This window comes from Providencia sp. PROV189, from assembly GCF_028480065.1.
Taxonomy (GTDB): domain Bacteria; phylum Pseudomonadota; class Gammaproteobacteria; order Enterobacterales; family Enterobacteriaceae; genus Providencia; species Providencia stuartii.
On the sequence record NZ_JAMPOG010000028.1, the window covers coordinates 1 to 17873 of the forward strand.

A 17873-nucleotide genomic window follows, 5' to 3' on the forward strand; every position below is an offset into this window, starting at 1 on the left:
GGTAAAACGTGCTTTTTTCATAGAGATCTCCTCAGTTCAGATTACGAGAAAATTCTACTTTCTACTTATTAATACACCGATTTTTCGGGGGATTACCAAACCGCTGTTGACGGTGAAGGTTTTTATACTACCTAGTTTAGAATGAGGTTATCTCAGCGACATTTAGCAGCGATGAAATCAAAGGGGCCTAGGCCCCTTGGGCTTACATTGACTTATCTGTTGAAATCGCTGAGAAAGTAGCAAAAGATCCAATTATAAATAAGTTGTCAAATAGAGGATTTCTGGCGTTTATAGTAACTCTCTACATTATCCTTTCTAAAACTTACCATAATACTTCAGTTGACATTAATCATTATCATTTTTAGAGTAATTTGTTTTCTATTTTATTTTTAAAGTTTATTATCAATTATAATCAATCTTTTTTTGATTAATATTGGTTTTTTATTTTTATTGCGGAAGAGGGAGAAGGTGAATTAATACGAGTAAATTCTATTATAATGTGTAAATAATACTGAGTTTTCAACCATTCATTTGTATTTCTTATGTGTTTGATTGTTTTTTGTGCTTTGAGATTGAGTTTGAAATTACAGGAGTAAATAATCACTATTCTGTTGGGTAAATAATTTTTGGCTAATTATCTTAACGGTGGGTGTTTAACTATTTTTATTTTCAATAACGTGAAAAAAGTTATTAGATTTATAGAATTTCTGTATTGGTTAGTATTTTAAATTTTCTTAGTGGATAATGTTTTGGTCACGTTTTTTGATATTCTTATTGAAATAAAATTCTTGTTTTCTTTATTTTGTTTGTTGATCGTGTTTTTTAGTTTTACTTCAGCAATTTTTTTGTTTTTTTAATATATGCCTACTTTAGCTATTTATTGTAAGTTATTGTTTCTAAATTACATGTATTACATGTAATTTATTTATCGCATTATTCACCTAAATATTTCTTTTTATTTTAAATTAAAATCTAACTTTATTTATATTGTTAATTAATAAGGGGTTTTTCTTTTGATCCCCTCTTATTTTAATCGAAAAAACCGATCGAAAACAAAAATACAATAGATTTCGACTATCAAAATTAGACAATTCGATCGAAAAAAACAATTTTTAACTCGAAAAATGATTCTATATCCTAATATGAGTTGACGAATGTTTCTCTTATAAACAATACATAGAATAAATCCGCTAATAATAGTTAGAGAGGTTTAGAATGCGAGAGCAAAAATATGATTTGTTATCTAATAATATTGGCAGAATGCTGAAGTCTTATCGTAGAAGAACCGGATTAACAGGCAGCGAATTAGCCAAAAAAATTAATGTAAGTCAGCAACAAATATCCCGTTATGAAAATGGGGTTAATAATATAACATTCGACAAATTAATTATACTTTTTAATGCGCTTGAAATGGATGGGGCAGATGTTGAAATGTTTTTCGAAAAAATAAAGCGTTTTTTTGATTCTGATAAATACAAAAACACACGCAGAGAGTAATAAGGCATAACAGATATTTAAATTTAATTGAATTACAGTTTTGTAATTTAATTAAATTCGAACATTTTAACTGTGTCTTTATTTAAATGGTATTAACCCTCCTCTATTGTCAAAGTTTTTGCAATAAATAAACATAAGGAAATTTTATGAAAGTTAAATCACTAGCACTTGTTATTGTTTCGGCTCTATCTTTAAGTTCAGTTGCTGCTGTTGCAGAAACGACAACAGTTAATGGCGGTACTGTGCACTTTAAAGGTGAGTTGGTGAACGCAGCATGTGCTGTTGATGCTAACTCTGTAGAACAAACTGTACGTCTTGGCCAATTCCGTACTGCTAAGTTAGCACAAGCAGGTGACACCAGCTCTCCAGTTGGTTTCAACATTCAATTGAATGATTGTGATACCACTGTTGCAACGTCTGCAAAAGTCGCGTTTAGAGGCGTAGCCGCAAATGCCGCTAACCCAACGGTTCTAGCTGTTGCGGGTTCAGCAGCAGGTTCTGCGACTAACGTTGGCATTCAAATTTTAGACTCCAAAAGCGTACCTCTAGATCTTGATGGTGCAACATTTAGTAGTGCTATCACTTTGAATGATGGTAATAACGTTCTGCCATTCCAAGCACGTTACTATGCACTTGGTGCAACAACAGCAGGTATTGCGAATGCTGACGCAACATTTGCGGTTCAGTACGAGTAATTATTGCGCAATGGATGAAGGGTGAAAAACCCAATAGGCCATGGACGGCTTTTTATAAACAAAACTAAAAAGGTGAAAGCTCATGAGAGGGCTGATACTTGTTCTACTACTTTTGGTTTCTCCGCTTATGGAAGCTGGAAATAAGTGGCAAGTCCAACTTCCAGGCGGAGGAATGCGCTTTCAAGGGGAACTGATTGCTGAAGCTTGTAGTGTTGAAACTTCAGATAGAAGTTTGATCGTGAATATGGGGCAGTTGCGCACCAATATGCTCAATGCATCAGGCCAAGATACAGACCCCGTGATCTTTGATATTCATCTCCGAGAATGTAGTGCTGTTGCTAGTGAATACGTCTCAATCACTTTTGCGGGTATTGCTAACGATAAAAACCCAGCGATCTTTGCTATTGATAATGGACCTAATACGGCAACAGGTGTGGGACTGGCTATTTTTGACTCAAAAGATACGTTGATCCCAATAAATAGTTCACCACGAAAAATAGAGCGAGTCAGTAACGGTGATATGACTTTACATTTTGTCGCGAAGTATCGTGCGACTAGCGACCAAATTACAGGCGGAAAAGCGGATGCTCAAGCACTGTTTTCGCTCACATATGAATGAATAAAAAGATCAAAAAAATGTCTGCGCGTATTTTTAATGTTTTTAGTAAAAGAAGGACAGATGTAACCATGAGAACAGGAACAACTCGTAAACTAATTACTGCGTTATTTATATTACTCTGCTCAAGTATATCAACTCAGGTATACGCAGGAGTTGCTTTGGGCGCTACGCGGGTTATTTACCCTGCAGGGCAAAAACAGGTTCAACTTGCTGTCACCAATAATGATGAAAAGGGCGTTTTTCTTATCCAATCATGGGTAGAAAATGCTAACGGTCAAAAAGATAACCAATTTGCTATCACACCTCCGCTGTTTTCTATGCAAGGTAAAAAAGAAAATACCTTACGAATTATTGATGCAACCAATAATCAATTGCCTAATGATAGAGAAAGCTTGTTTTGGTTAAATGTCAAAGCGATACCTGCTATGGATAAGTCAAAGCAAAATGAAAATACCCTGCAATTAGCGATTATCAGCCGTATCAAACTTTATTATCGTCCTACTGATTTGGCGATTGCGCCAGATAAAGTGGCTGAAGAATTACGTTTTAAGCGGCAAGCCGGAACACTGTTTGTCACTAATCCAACACCATATTTTGCCACGGTAGCTGAACTAAAAATCGGCTCGGTGAAGCTAGATAATGTGCTAGTACCGCCTTTCGGTGACGCGTCAGTAGCCGTACCGGCTAATGCAAATGGTGAGATTTCCTTCCAAACCATCAATGATTACGGCGCATTAACCCCCAAAATGACGGGGCGTACTCTGTAAAAGCGGGTTTCTTACTTATAAAAAATAGCTAACTATCACTTTGAATTAAATAACTTACTGAGCGATTTAGCAGATCGGGTCGGAGGGAACATGTCATATCTGGCATCTGGAAAAGAGCCATTAATTTTGGAGAAGAAAACGTTTTTTGGCAATCTACCCGAGCGCCATTTTCCCTTAATTCCATTGGCACTCTTTATTGGTGTCTGCCTATACCCTACTTGGGCTGAGGCAGAATTATACTTTAACCCACGCTTTTTGTCTGATGATCCTTCTGCTGTTGCTGACCTGTCTGCTTTTGAACAAGGTCAAGAAGTACCTGAAGGCACTTATCGTGTTGATGTGTATCTCAATGATGGATATTTATCGATTCGAGATGTTCATTTTACTATCGATAAGAGTAGCAAAGAATTGTCGCCATGTTTAACGCTTGGTGAGTTAGCTAAAATGGGTGTGAAGACATTGGCCATTCCAAATGTCGAGACAATCTCTAAGGACACTTGTCAGCCTTTAAATACATTGATTGCTGATTCAACATCAAAATTTGATGTTGGCTTACAACGTTTATATATCACTGTGCCTCAAGTGTATATGAGGGATAGAGCGCGAGACTTTATTCCTACTGAGTATTGGGACTCTGGTATTACTGCAGGTCTTTTAAATTATAGCCTCACGGGAAGTCGCGCACGTAACCAAAATGGTACTCATAGCAGCTATACCTACCTGAATTTACAGAGTGGATTAAACCTTGGGCCATGGCGCTTGCGCGATAACTCCACATGGAGTCACAGTAGCGGTAAGACTAACAGTGAAACGCGTTGGGAGCATATCAATACTTATTTAGAGCGCGGTATCAATGAATTCCGCTCACGCTTAACGGTAGGTGATAGTTACACACTTGGTGATATTTTCGACAGTTTTAACTTCCGTGGTATTCAATTAGCTTCCGACGATAATATGCTACCGGAAAGCGAAAAGGGTTTTGCGCCTGTGATCCGTGGTATTGCACGAGGCACTGCTGACGTTTCAATTAAACAAAATGGCTATGAAATTTACCGGAATACTTTTCCGCCAGGGCCTTTTGTTATTAATGATTTATATGCGGCAGGGAACAGTGGTGATCTCCAAGTTACCATTACAGAGGCGGATGGTTCAATACAAAGCTTCACGGTGCCTTATTCTTCGGTGCCTTTGCTACAGCGTGAAGGGCATACTAAATATGCGGTTACAGTAGGTGACTACCGTTCAGGAAATGGGCAACAAGAAAAGCCGACCTTTGTACAAGGTACCATAATGCGTGGTTTGTCATATGGTTGGACGCTATATGGTGGAACGCAACTTGCAAATCGCTACCAATCTTTCAACGCTGGTATTGGTAAAAATATTGGTGTGTTTGGGGCATTATCCGTCGATATTACACAAGCTAATGCCAAGCTACCTGATGATAGTAATCATCAAGGACAATCTATTCGCTTCTTATATAACAAGTCACTGAATGAAACGGGAACAATTATTCAGTTAGCTGGTTATCGTTATTCAACTAAGGGTTATTACTCATTCGCGGATACCACCTATAAACGAATGGATGGCTATAACCTTGCAACACAAGATGGTGTTATACAGGTTACGCCGAAATTCACCGACTACTACAACTTAGCCTATAACAAACGCGAAAAAATCCAATTAAGTTTGACTCAACAATTGGGTGAACAATCGACGTTATATGTGACGGGTAGTCACGAAACATATTGGAATACTAATAAATCAGATAAGCAATTACAGGTTGGTATCAATACGTTAATCGAAGGGATCAATTGGGGCTTAAGTTACAGCCTATCGAAAAACTCGTGGCAGGATGCCAACGACCAAATGTTGGCCTTGAATGTAAATATTCCATTCAGTCATTGGCTGCGTTCGGATAGCCAATCTATCTGGCGTAATGCAAGTGCCAGCTATAACGCTTCACATGATCTGAAAGGCCGAGTCACCAATACGGCTGGTATCTATGGAACATTATTGGATGACAATAATTTAAGTTATAGCGTGCAAACAGGTTATGCCGGCGGTGGGGAAGAAAACTCTTCTGCAACAGGCTATACCTCACTCAACTATCGCGGTACTTATGGTAATGCCAACGTGGGCTATAGCTATACCAATGACTTAAGCCAGATGTATTACGGTTTAAGTGGAGGGATTTTAGCGCATGCTAATGGGGTCACGTTAAGCCAACCAATGAATGATACGGTGGTTTTAATTAAAGCGCCGGGTGCTGGGAATGTCAAAGTTGAAAACCAAACCGGTGTTACAACGGATTGGCGTGGTTATGCCGTTTTGCCCTATGCCTCTGATTACCGTGAAAACCGAGTCGCTCTTAATACCAATACATTAGCTAATAATGTTGATCTTGAAGATCCCGTCGTGAGTGTTGTACCGACTCGAGGTGCAGTAGTGCGTGCGGATTTCCATCCTAAAGTAGGTGTGAAAGTACTAATGACACTCATGAGACAGGGCAAACCTGTGCCATTTGGTGCAGTGGTAACCTCAAAAGGCAGTAATGGTGGCAGTATTGTTGCCGATGATGGGCTGGTTTATCTAACAGGGTTGCCACTGGCAGGGCAATTGGTTGCTCGCTGGGGAGATAGCCCAGATGCACAATGCCAAGTCAACTACACACTGCCTGAGCAAAGCCGGCAGGAAATACTCAGTAAGCATCGTGTAGAGTGCCTCTAAGGAGCAAAAAGTGTTTGATAAATTGAAGATTTTTTCTGCAACCTTGCTGTCGTCGATCATGTTTTCTGCAAGTGCTTATGCAGCGGATAGCACGATCACTATTAAAGGCAATGTCAAAGACAACACTTGTGCAGTCGCACCGGGTTCTCAGAATCAAGTCGTTGATCTGCTAAATAATGCCGTTAGACAACTATATGCCATCGGTGAAGTGACACCACTTGTGCCATTCCAAATTGAGCTTACCCCTTGTGGGGCGTCAGTATTAGCCGTCAAGGTAGGATTTGTGGGCATCGCAGATGCAAACAATACGTCGTTATTGGCGTTAGAACCAGGAACTTCTAATGCTTCAGGAGCAGGGATACAAATTTTAGATGGCAGTAGAACGCCATTGGTACTCAATGCCAATAGTAATCAAATTGCATGGACACCATTGGTTGCTGGGCGAAGTAATACCTTGCAATTTTATGCGCGATTGATGGCTTCTAATTTACCTATTGTTGCAGGTCATGTACGAGCGACAGCAACTTTCACGCTTGAATTTCAGTAAACAGGGGATGCCATGATTGATAATTATTGGAAGAGGATCACTGCACTACTATTGGGGGTGTTATCAAGCCAGATAACCTCAAGCTATGCGGCGGATGCCACAGTCACCGTGAATGGTAGTGTGGTGGCAAAGCCTTGTACTGTAGCAACCACTACCGCCAATGTTGAATTGGGTGATCTATATACCCTCAATTTAATTTCTGCTGGCTCAGCCTCTGAATGGCATTCAATTTCATTGAATTTAGAGAATTGCCCGGTTGGTACATCAGCAGTGACGGCAACCTTTCAAGGGATCGCCGATACCACCGGCTATTATAAAAACCAAGGTACGGCAGGCAACATTCAGTTGCAATTGCAAAATAGTGCAGGAACAAATTTGAATAACGGTGCGCAGCAAAAATTACAGGTCAATGATTCTACCATGTCGACGAGTTTTCCATTAAGAGTCAGAGCATTAACAGTCAAAGGTGGTGCGACACAGGGAACTATTCAGGCAGTGATTGATGTCACTTACACTTATCAGTGAGTTAAACCATGAATGTAAAAAAAATGATTAAATTACTTTTCGCTAATCTGATTATTTATTTAGCCAGTATCTCTTCTGTGTATGCATTTACTTGTTATGACTCAACGGGGAATGTATTGGATAGTCTTTCGGGGACAGCGACTGCGAACGTTTATGTTAACCTTCAACCGAGTGTGCAAGCAGGACAAAACTTAGTGGTGGATTTGTCACGATCTATTTTTTGTCGCAACGATAGTCCTTTAACTCGTAGGGACTTGGTGAGTATGAGACGAGGCTCCGCCTATGGTGGGGTATTGTCGAACTTTAATGGTTCATTACGCTATTATACGTCAAGCTATCCGTTTCCGTTGGTGTCACCGACTCATCAACAGAATTTCCCTTCAGGGAATTATACACCTTGGAACACTCAGCTATATTTGACCCCTATTTCAGCGGCGGGGGGAGTGGTTATCAATAAAGGCACTCGTTTTGCGACATTGGTGATGTACCAAGTTGGCTCTGCTCTTGTTGGTGGCGGTAATGTGGAGACGGCGACCTTTACGTGGAATTTATATGCCAACAATAATGTAGTAGTACCTATTGGTGGTTGTGATGTTTCTTCGCGTAATGTGATCGTTAATCTGCCTGAATATCCTGCAACTGCACCAGTACCACTTTCTATTTATTGTGCACGAAATCAAAATATTTCTTATTACCTGACAGGTTCAACGGATACCAGCTCTTCCATATTTGCGAACACTTTTTCGGGAACTAATGCGGCAAAAGGCGTCGGGATCCAATTAGTGCGTAATGGAAACGCCATCCCAACTAACCAAAACGTGCAGTTGGGGGCTGTGGGAACATCTGCGGTGAGTTTAGGTTTGAGTGCACGATATGCACGTACTACAGGGCAGGTGACGGCAGGGAAAGTACAATCAGTGATTGGTGTTACTTTTATCTATGATTAAAGAGAGAGTCAAATGTTGCTAAATTCAATCGCTGCATTTGACGAATTCAGCCTGTTATGTGATTTATGTGAGACAACGCGTACAGGCTGCAACGTATCTTTTAATAAGCTTCCGTCCACTCCCTCTTAATTGAGACACACCAAATTAGAGTGTTCTAACTGTTTACGATAGGCCTTCGGTGGGAGGTGATTTAAATTTTCATGTCTGCGGTTCAAATTGTAATCTTGTTGCCAAAACCACACCATTTCTCGTACTTGGTTTAATGACTCAAATAAATCGGCATTTAAAAACTCATGGGGGGAAGGAGCCATTAAATTGTTCGATAAAACCGTTTTGTTGCGGTTTTTCAAGTTGAATATGACACAATGAGATTGGGTTATATTCACAATAGCTTAATAAATTAACTAAAATTAGCTCAGACTCATTATCTGCATCTGCGCGAATTTGTTTTGGTAATCCCTTTTTGGTTTTTAAGCGCCTTAGTACGTTGATAACTCGTTATGCGGGTAATAAAGTATCCACCTCAACTGCCAAGCATTCGCAGGTTTTTTCATCAATAATGTTGAGTGTTCTGAATTACTTACCATAATATAGATTGCCATGTATAAAATACAATGCCCATTGAATGTTTGCTGTTTTTTCAACCTATAACGGTCTTTTTTCACGCGTTGGAAACTCTTTTTAACTCGATGTTTTAGGTTTAATTCTAAGCGACAATAAACGCGATAAACTCGTTTATGATGAAAGAGGTAACCTTGAGATTGCAGTCGAAAATAGCATTTCCAGAAGCCAGATTAAGGCGTTTTGGTTAGCCAGTTTGTATAGCATCAATCACGATTTTATCCTTCTTATTCTTACGCCAATTTTGTGTCTTCCGATAAAAAGTGGCTCAAGATAACGAGATTAATTTGCACGCTTTTATGAACGATAAATCCGTTTGAATAAGCGATTGTGTGCATGATTTCTTTTCGGTCACTATTAACTTTTTTTGCGAAACGCACCTTCATAGCATGGTTTTCAAAATTGGTTTCTGCAAACATTTTTTGAGTGTTGTATTTTCTTATTTGAATTCTTTTAATTTTTTAATACTAATGTATTACGAGATTAAGCACTTTGATTTCCAATTGTAGTAGGTGGCGTTGCTGATCTCATTTTAACGACAAATGTCTTCCACTTTCATCCCAAATTGGTGAGCTTTAAGATATTCACGATTTGAGTTTTAGTAAAATGGACTTTTTTATCATGACCTCTGCAAATTTAGAGCAGAAAATCTAAGTATCGCCATCTTATTTTAAGGGGAGTGGACTGGGCGAACAGCTAATTATTTATAATACTTGATAAGTAATTCTAACTTTTTTGTGATCAAAAACTGATAAATGATGCAAATTCACTCATTATATATTTAAATAACATAAATATAGGTAGAGGTAATGAGCATTGCTATATAAAATCGTTAGTATTTTTCATCAGAGACTATGAAGTTATGAGTACAATCACATTACGTAAAGCGCTGAGGGTTCTTGCAAAATCATCTTCACTTTCTGTAACAACAGAGATTGATCGAGAAAAGGATGTTTTTGATGAGTTAAAAAAACAGCTCTTTGTTGAACAAGAAATAGAAAGAGATTTGCAAAAGTACTTAGATGTGGTGAAGCCAGGAGAAATTATTTTTTTGTGTGGTAGTAGTGGTGATGGGAAATCTGAAATTCTAACCCGTTGTAAGTCAGATCTACGTTATCAGAATAAATTCAATTTTCATCTTGATGCTACGCATAGTTTTGGTCCTCGACAGTCAGCTATCGATGCACTAAATGATTTATTTGATAACCATAATCAACAGTCACGGCCACTCCTTATAGGCATTAATACTGGTATGTTAGCTAATTTTGCTAGGGAAGGCAGTGAATGTCATAAAGAGCTAAGGTCGATAATTGATAAATTTTTATCCGTAAAGCAGGAAGGTAATCGTCCTTATCAGGTGAATAATTACTCTTTTTTTGACTTCGAGGATTACCCTAAATTCCTATTTAATGAAAATAAGCAGTACTCACCATTTATTAAATCACTATTAAAAAATTTAACTCAAAATGAAGATGATAATTTATTCCAAGTGATTTTCAGGAAAGAGGAGCAAATAAATCCACACCTGACAGAAGTCGCAAACTTTAAATTACTTTGTATGCCAGGTGTACAAGATGTGTTAATCACACAACTTTTTAAAGCACGATTAATAAAAGACCAGTTTGTGACAACCAGAACATTGCTGGATTTTTTGCATTATCTACTCATGGGGCCTGGCTATTTATTTGATAATCTTTTTACTGTTGCAGAAAATGAGCTAATTAAAAAAATTTCTGATTTTGATCCTGCTAGATTACACACATATGAGCTTGACCAATTTGTTTTGCGTTATGAGCTTGGGTTGATTGACCCTGAGTTGGATGAGTTTTTAACTGCACTTGAGTCGTTACACATTAAATTTGATCGTCAGTGTATTAAGTCTGGCGATGCATCCTCATTAATTCGGCTTTTTTGGTTACTACAATATGAGTCATTGGGAAATGATTACCACCAAAAATTTTCATCTTTCTTTAATGAAACATTATTTGAGCGTTACTCAGAAATTTGGCATTTGCATAAAAATTATACTGCAAATGCAGAACAGAAAAAATTATTAAATCGCTTCTATATTTTTGAACTTATTGCAGGCATACAGCGCTATGCTAACCGCAAAGCACCAGAATTAAGTATGCAAAAAGAAGAGTTTTTTTTAGGTGAATTCGGTGGCGTTAAAATAACGGCCCCAGTAGAGATTAAACCTAATTGGGAAGCTATCTGTAATAAACATACTGCTCATCCAACTGGCTTTGATGTCCATTTAAAAGTGGGACAAAATTCACTACCTCCTGTTCATATTGGGCTTAATCTATTTGAACTATTGTACAAGTTAAACAATGGTTATCGCCCGAATAAGTATGATAAAAATTCCATCGTATTGCTGGATGAACTTGTTGAGTTAATTACAGGGCAAGCTAAATCCAGTCGTGAAATTAATTTTTATGATGGTGGGCTACGGGTTTATCGAGCCAAGGCAGATGACGATATGATCGCTATTAGCGGTATGGAGGGTTAACAGAATGTATCCTATCGCAACAACACTAAAAGTAGGGAATAATCAATTAGATAGTTATTTACCAATACGTAATAAAAATAATGATATTAATTGGCAAATAGTCACTGGTCTGGTTCTTAGTTATGCCTTGAAACGTAAAATCGAAGCTTACGCCCCAGAACAATTTCGTGATGATTGTAAAACACATTTGCAGGGGCTACTTGACGAACCTAACTTTTGGTCGGTGCTCGAGAGAATGTACTTTTCTAGCAAGGGTATCTTTCGTGTTTCTCCTCTTTTTTTACTATTTCACGCCCAGTTTATAGGGGAAAAGATAAGTACATGTTCAAAGACGGATCAGCGTCTTGGAACTCTGTTTGCTAATCTGATGGGCGACTTTAGTCTTAGTTATCCAATACAGGACAAACTTAACTTCATTGAACAACAAATATTGAATAAACTCGATGAAAAAGTAGAGCCACTAGAAAAAAGTCCATTTGCTGAAGAGCAGCCTTATCTACCTTACATGGTAATGTGTTTTCAGGATGATCTAGCGTTTTTGGCAGAGCATCCTCAGTATCTTTTGCAGGAGTTAACCAATACCTTACGTTTGTATGCATTTAGTTGGTGTGCTCAGTTAGCGCTAAATCTGGATAATTGGCAAAATGGAGAACCGAAAAGTAAGTCATTGTTTTTCATTCTTGATAGCGAAAAAGCTAGCTCTGAACGAGAAAAAGTGAAGCGGTATGGATATAAATTGTTTGCTAGTCAAAGCGAAAAACTTTTCCCTATACTTTCTGCTCTAGAGGTTTTGCAATGGGAAAAGGGAAAGAAAAAACGTCCTCTATGGCAGATTTATCAGGAATCCTTGAATTATTCAGAGTCATCTTCTCAGGTTTTAAATAATCTTAACGTCTATCTACAAGAATTTATTAAAGAACGAGGTCTTGAGCCCCGTGAACAAGCGACAAATTTGGAATGTGCTTTCAAACAGTTACTTTCTGTTGCTCTTGAACAATTTCAAGGTAAGAAATCTGATCGAGCAACGGTGAATCGTAAATATGTTAACGAATTGGAAAACCAAATTTGTGCTGATTTTATTCAGGTGCGTGGCCGGGCAGGGAAAGTATTGGTGCTCAATCAGGACCGCTTACTGTTACTGACCAACCTTACTATCGGTAAAAATGACAAACTTCGGTTACATGAATTGTTGCGTGGTTTTGAACAGCGGGGATTCTATTTGGATAACCAGTCAGAGCAGGCTTTGGTGGCTTTTTATGAACGAATGGGAAATGTGGAACGAATGAGTGATAGTGGAGACGCCGTGTATGTCCGTAAAACAGTATGAAACCTATTTGGCGGAAACCTTTATTGAGTGGGTTAGTGATATTATTCAGGCTGGAGAACGTTATCAGTTTAAGTCTCCTGATCCTGATAATGCTATAAAACTCTGGCAAGCTTTCATTGATCTTGCGGGTGAAAATCAATTGGAAATTGGACCAGGACAATACCTGCCCTATCTCTCGTGCAATAATGTTCAGCTTATTCCTGTTTTACATGGTTCTGCAGCACCAGCATTTACTGAAAATTATATTTCTCATTTGCGCGATAAGGTGGCAGGGCGTAGCGGAGTTTTTACTAAAACAGCTCTACTGATTATTCATAACAGTATGCTCGATACCTTGATTAATAGTACGAAAGATGTCGCTGCTCCTGATTCGATTTGGTATCCGAAAACCTTTAGCCATCAGTTAGAAAAGCTCATTCGTAGCGATAGTAAGAATTCGGAACTATCCAAGTGTTTGTTGGATGATCAACTAGCAATAGTGCTGGATGAAGGCGCAACTGTATTTGGTTTTGCTTCATTGTACCGTTTATTAGATGATGGCAATTTGGATTTTTCCGAACTTCATCTATTTAAAGACGATGAGCTATTAAACTATAGCCATAAACAGTTACGTACAAGGTTGAATGAAAATAGAAAATTATATCGTCAGATAGAAGACTGTGTTGAACGTTACAGTGGACAACTAGAAAATGTACTTACTGAATTTAGTTCAAAATTCATTCAAGAACACTTCGTTGATAAAGAAGACTGGCGTGAACTCGATTTTTCTGATTATAGAAAAGAGAAAGAACAGAACAGTGAACAGAAACTTGTGCTGGATAACATCATCGTCGAAAATGGGGTAGTTTGGCAACGAGCTAAAAGTAACAGTCAGGCTGGTAAACGGGATATCAGTGTATTAATTCAGGTACAGCCAAGAGCTACAGAGGTTAAGCTGGAACTCATCTTTCAAGGTAACGACCTTCAGGATAATCAGATAAAGATTGCTCACCATCGCCAGCTGAAAAAAGAACAATTTTGGCGTACTAGCCGAGCCGGAGGTAAGAGTTCCCGTGTTACTGCATCCGTTCCTTTTGATGGGCATCCCTGTTTTTTTAGCCTTGAGTTGACCAATCGAAATAACCCAGCCGAAGAGTATAAGTTCCGCTTATTGTTGGTTGAACAGGGGCAATTCTGGCTTAATGATATTCAACACATCTACCGTATTGAACCCGGCAAAGGACAAATAACGCTACAACTAGAAGATAATGAACTGCGTATTGCTGAGTCGGGAAATTTGGCTTACATACTGGATGATGACAGTGAAGATATTGACAGTCGTCAATATTCTTTAGTGAATTTTGAGACATTGGCGAATCAAAGTGATTTAGTTCAGTTTACTCTCATTTCTGGTAATTCTCGTTTATTGTTTAACATAGAGGGCCCCGGTGCTGAAGAAGGTTTAACGCTACCACTACTTTTTGATCAAAGCCGTTTTAATAAATTATTCAAAGAAGAAGGAAATGCTATATATAACCGATTGAAGGGGCGCATTATTCTTGAAAATACTGAGCATAAAGTCGTCGGTGTACGCCAACAATTGTTGATGTTGGAAGCTGTATTAATTGATCAACATCTTCTTGGTATGGGAAGTAATGATAGTGTATTTGAGTTGGATGAGCTTCTTATTAGTTACCCTGAACTCCATAGAGCTTACAGTCAATTATTCGATTATTATCAGCACCATGGCACTTTACCGAGTCTAGTATCCTGGTCAGGTGAATATCGTACGTTGGTAGACCAAGTTGTTACTATGTTTGAGCATGCTCTGCAAAAAATTAGTATGAGCAGAGCGCTTACAGCACAGGAAAAGCGCCTTTTGTATCTGGGAATTTGTCAGGTTGATACCCATGAACGCCTTTCGCCACTACATCCTTTAGTATTAGCTTATCATTTACAGTTGGCAGAAACTATTGTTGCAGAATTGGAACAGCACGGCTCGAATTCATTTGCTGCACTACCACCGATTACTCTTGATCGTTTAACGGTTTCTGGCTTAATGCCATTTGTTTATCACAGCGAACATGAATATGCACAATTACAGGCAGTGGAAGAAAATCGTTTCTGGATTGATGTTGTTCCTCAGCGTCAGGTAAGTCATGAATATGTGAAACGTTTGGTGAAAGATAAGCTCAATGAGTTTACAGACGCCTATTCGCGACTTTTCCAGAGTACGGAACACAATTCGTTAATTATCAATGCTATTAATCAGAAAAATGCTAAAGAGCTATTTTTGGGAGTAGTAGAATATTTTAAGCAGGAAAAAGAAAATGCTATTTCGGTGCATGTAAATTGCTATGATGAACGTCTTCTACCTAACATGTTTGATCGTTTTGCCGAGAGTGGTAGTTATGAAGAACTTAAAAACGATTTAGGTTTAAACAGTGGATCATGGCGAGCCGAAGCTGATATGTTGATTGATTTGTTACGTAGTCGTCTAACATTCAGTAAATTTGTTCTTCCCTCTGAAAGCGATAAATTAGCTTATGCACATCTGGCTTTTTTCACTAATACTGCACCAGTAGATTGTCGTCAAATTAATATTAAAAATGCATCTAGTGGGGTTTTATGTCATGGCTTGATAGCTGGTGAGGGGGCTGAAATTCAGGGAGATGCATACTTCACAGCCTTTGGCTTGCGTGGTGTTGATATTGAATCTTATTGTGCTTTACGCCTAGCCCATTTAATTGGTTGCCTATGGCAACCTGCCCGTCAGAGTAATAGCCAATATCATGGGTATGGTATCGGATTAGCTGTAAGCGCCAGTTTCAAAAAATTACTCAATTACTCCTATAACAGCGCCCTTTGGACAACTATTATCGACCCTAAAGTCACACTTGATTTTTTTACTAGTCAGAAAGATGTGGTACTCATTCACTATTCTGATCAGTATACCAGTTGTGCGGGTTATGATGCTGTAACGGTCACGAAACAAGTAGATCTATTTTTGCGCCTACTTAAAACAGGAAACCAGCCAGAGCAATGCGCGGTAGATAGCCAACATCTTCTTGCGGAGTTTAATGCCTTTAATGGGGAATGGCTGCTGAAAATGTTACGCTCCAGCGAAAAGGAACGTAAGGAGAAACATGGTATTATTGGCGCATATAAGTTTGTGCAATCTATGTTGAATGAATCTGATATTTGCTGGATTCCGCTATCAGTAGCTGAAATGATTCGCGTTTCGGGTAACGTTGGACTGAAAATGAAGGAGAGTGATTTATCCCGAAATCTGCAAGGTTATCGCAAAGGAGCTATTTCAGATGATGTTCTTTTTGTTGGTTTTAAAGAAAATCGTCTCTATTTATTGCCGCTGGAGGTTAAAACTGGCACAAGGCCTGATTACAGCTATGCAGGCCAGCAAGCTCGTGAACTGAAACGCTATTTGCAACAGGATATTCTAGAACCACAAACGTTAGCCTCTCAATTATACCGAGCACTTTTTATTCGTCAGGTTTTGATGCAAGTTGAAAAATTGCGTTTGTATGAAGTATTGGATAACGACAAACTCTCACCTTTACTTGAACGACGCGAATGGTGGTTAACAGGTGATTATCAGTTGGGAGAGTTGAACAACTATGTAGATGGTTTTGTTGTTGCGCACGTTGACAGTGGGACTTGTTTTGATCTTTCTTATAAAGAAACAGATGATAATATCTTACAAATTGAAATTCCTTATTCATTGTTGCCATCACTAATCTCATCGCAGGGGGATGAACTACCACTAGCTGAACGGTATCGAGTGCCAGAAAAATATTTGCTTAAACCGATGTGTGATACAACATTACACAATTTGAGTTCGATAAGCGCCGATAAAGCACCAATCGCTGCTTTATCGACGTTAAATTCGGAGTTGCTACAGCCTGTAGAGCCACTAGTAACCTCTGATGCTAGTGTTAACGATAATACTCCATTACAGGTTTTGTTTGGTCATGATGTTATTCTGCAGAATCCTTTGTATTGGGAACCTACGAATACTGCGAAGTTTATGAATACCAATACTGGCATTATTGGCACAATGGGTACAGGAAAAACCCAGTTTACTAAGTCATTAGTCACACAGTTGATACACAATCAATCCTGCAATGTTGATAGTAAACCGATCGGTTTGCTGATTTTTGATTATAAATCTGACTATGTGGATGATGCGTTTCAGAAAGCGACCAATGCTAAAAAATACAAACTGTTTAATCTTCCTTATAATCCATTATCTTTGTTTGGTGATATACCAATGTTACCAATTCATACTGCAGGTGGGTTATCAGAAACAATGGCGAAGGCCTATGGCTTGGGCCATAAGCAACAGCTTAAATTAGAAAATTTGATTCTGGAATGCTATAAAGATGCGGGTATTTTGCCAGAAGACCCTTCTACATGGTCAAAAACAGCCCCAACAATTGAAGACGTGTGGAAAAGATTCTGCGGCCAAAAAAAAGTTGAAGAAGATTCTCTTTACGCGGCACTTTCTAAGCTGGCGCGTTACAAGATATTTGAAACTGTTCCTGAAAAAATGACAAGTTTATACGAATTGATTGATGGTGTTACGGTTATTGAATTGGCAGGGTACCCACCAGAAATTCAAAACTTGGTTGTTGCGTTGACGCTAGATTTGTTTTACGCCCAGATGCAAAAAAGAGGAAAACCAACGGTACGGGGTGATTATCGACAATTAACAAAAATGATTTTGGTGGATGAGGCTGATAATTTCATGCGCCAAGATTTTGATAGTTTACGTAAAATCCTTAAAGAAGGTAGAGAATACGGTGTTGGAGCAATCCTTTCGACACAAGAGATCACGCATTTTAAGACAGGGGAAAATAACTACGCTTCTTACATTTTGACTTGGGTTGTCCATCGTGTTTCGGAGATTAAAAATGCGGATATCAAGGCTGTGTTTAATGTCGATGATAGAGGAGAGCAGGAGTCATTGATGGGGCAGATTCGGCAGCTTGATAAACACGTTAGCCTGTATGTAAATGGGGATAAACAGGCCATGAAAATGCGCGATAAGGCATTTTGGGAATTGAAAAATACATCTTTAAATAGGAATTAA

11 protein-coding genes and 1 pseudogene are annotated in these 17873 nt (G+C 38.6%); 11 read left to right on the top strand and 1 reads right to left on the bottom strand.

Annotated elements, in window-relative coordinates; translation table 11 throughout:
- Positions 1-1215: 1215 nt before the first annotated feature.
- From PR833_RS15855 to PR833_RS15890, 8 genes are all read left to right on the top strand, one after another.
- Positions 1216-1497, top strand: coding sequence for a helix-turn-helix domain-containing protein (locus PR833_RS15855; RefSeq protein WP_272526337.1), 282 nt, complete (start codon positions 1216-1218; stop codon positions 1495-1497).
- Between the two features lie 146 nt (positions 1498-1643).
- Positions 1644-2192, top strand: coding sequence for a type 1 fimbrial major subunit FimA (fimA, locus tag PR833_RS15860; RefSeq protein WP_040132505.1), 549 nt, complete (start codon positions 1644-1646; stop codon positions 2190-2192).
- Between the two features lie 82 nt (positions 2193-2274).
- Positions 2275-2811 (top strand): fimbrial protein, encoded by a 537-nt coding sequence (locus tag PR833_RS15865; protein WP_004917443.1) that lies wholly within the window; start codon positions 2275-2277, stop codon positions 2809-2811.
- A 68-nt stretch (positions 2812-2879) separates the two neighbouring features.
- On the top strand, positions 2880-3578 hold the full coding sequence (locus PR833_RS15870) for a fimbria/pilus periplasmic chaperone (RefSeq protein WP_163767669.1): 699 nt from the start codon (positions 2880-2882) through the stop codon (positions 3576-3578).
- Between the two features lie 90 nt (positions 3579-3668).
- Positions 3669-6305 (top strand): fimbrial biogenesis usher protein, encoded by a 2637-nt coding sequence (locus PR833_RS15875; RefSeq protein WP_272526338.1) that lies wholly within the window; start codon positions 3669-3671, stop codon positions 6303-6305.
- A gap of 58 nt (positions 6306-6363) precedes the next feature.
- Positions 6364-6852, top strand: a complete 489-nt coding sequence (locus PR833_RS15880) for a fimbrial protein (RefSeq protein ID WP_004917440.1) — start codon at positions 6364-6366, stop codon at positions 6850-6852.
- 12 nt (positions 6853-6864) lie between these two features.
- Complete coding sequence (locus tag PR833_RS15885; RefSeq protein WP_004917439.1) at positions 6865-7377, top strand: fimbrial protein; 513 nt, start codon at positions 6865-6867, stop codon at positions 7375-7377.
- A gap of 8 nt (positions 7378-7385) precedes the next feature.
- A complete protein-coding gene (locus PR833_RS15890) occupies positions 7386-8324 on the top strand; it encodes a fimbrial protein (RefSeq protein WP_040132504.1) in 939 nt (312 codons plus the stop codon).
- 125 nt (positions 8325-8449) lie between these two features.
- Here PR833_RS15890 and PR833_RS15895 read toward each other — a convergent pair.
- Positions 8450-9581: pseudogene (locus tag PR833_RS15895) on the bottom strand (integrase core domain-containing protein).
- Between the two features lie 226 nt (positions 9582-9807).
- On the opposite strand from PR833_RS15895, the gene dptF reads away from it, so the two are divergent.
- From dptF to dptH, 3 genes are read left to right on the top strand one after another with little or no spacing between them, the layout of a single operon-like run.
- Complete coding sequence (gene dptF / locus PR833_RS15900) at positions 9808-11457, top strand: DNA phosphorothioation-dependent restriction protein DptF (protein WP_163767672.1); 1650 nt, start codon at positions 9808-9810, stop codon at positions 11455-11457.
- A 4-nt stretch (positions 11458-11461) separates the two neighbouring features.
- The gene (gene dptG, locus PR833_RS15905; protein WP_163767675.1) at positions 11462-12784 is read left to right on the top strand and encodes a DNA phosphorothioation-dependent restriction protein DptG; all 1323 of its coding nucleotides are present in this window, start codon (positions 11462-11464) and stop codon (positions 12782-12784) included.
- A complete protein-coding gene (gene dptH, locus PR833_RS15910) occupies positions 12765-17873 on the top strand; it encodes a DNA phosphorothioation-dependent restriction protein DptH (protein ID WP_154625849.1) in 5109 nt (1702 codons plus the stop codon). Before dptG ends, dptH begins: the two co-directional genes overlap by 20 nt.

Excerpts from the sequence above, each read along its gene's own strand:
- dptH (WP_154625849.1), top strand. The coding sequence starts at position 12,765 with ATGTCCGTAAAACAGTATGAAACCTATTTGGCGGAAACCTTTATTGAG.
- fimA (WP_040132505.1), top strand. The coding sequence starts at position 1,644 with ATGAAAGTTAAATCACTAGCACTTGTTATTGTTTCGGCTCTATCTTTA.
- PR833_RS15890 (WP_040132504.1), top strand. The coding sequence starts at position 7,386 with ATGAATGTAAAAAAAATGATTAAATTACTTTTCGCTAATCTGATTATT.
- PR833_RS15880 (WP_004917440.1), top strand. The coding sequence starts at position 6,364 with ATGTTTTCTGCAAGTGCTTATGCAGCGGATAGCACGATCACTATTAAA.
- PR833_RS15865 (WP_004917443.1), top strand. The coding sequence starts at position 2,275 with ATGAGAGGGCTGATACTTGTTCTACTACTTTTGGTTTCTCCGCTTATG.
- PR833_RS15855 (WP_272526337.1), top strand. The coding sequence starts at position 1,216 with ATGCGAGAGCAAAAATATGATTTGTTATCTAATAATATTGGCAGAATG.
- dptF (WP_163767672.1), top strand. The coding sequence starts at position 9,808 with ATGAGTACAATCACATTACGTAAAGCGCTGAGGGTTCTTGCAAAATCA.
- dptG (WP_163767675.1), top strand. The coding sequence starts at position 11,462 with ATGTATCCTATCGCAACAACACTAAAAGTAGGGAATAATCAATTAGAT.
- PR833_RS15875 (WP_272526338.1), top strand. The coding sequence starts at position 3,669 with ATGTCATATCTGGCATCTGGAAAAGAGCCATTAATTTTGGAGAAGAAA.
- PR833_RS15885 (WP_004917439.1), top strand. The coding sequence starts at position 6,865 with ATGATTGATAATTATTGGAAGAGGATCACTGCACTACTATTGGGGGTG.
- PR833_RS15870 (WP_163767669.1), top strand. The coding sequence starts at position 2,880 with ATGAGAACAGGAACAACTCGTAAACTAATTACTGCGTTATTTATATTA.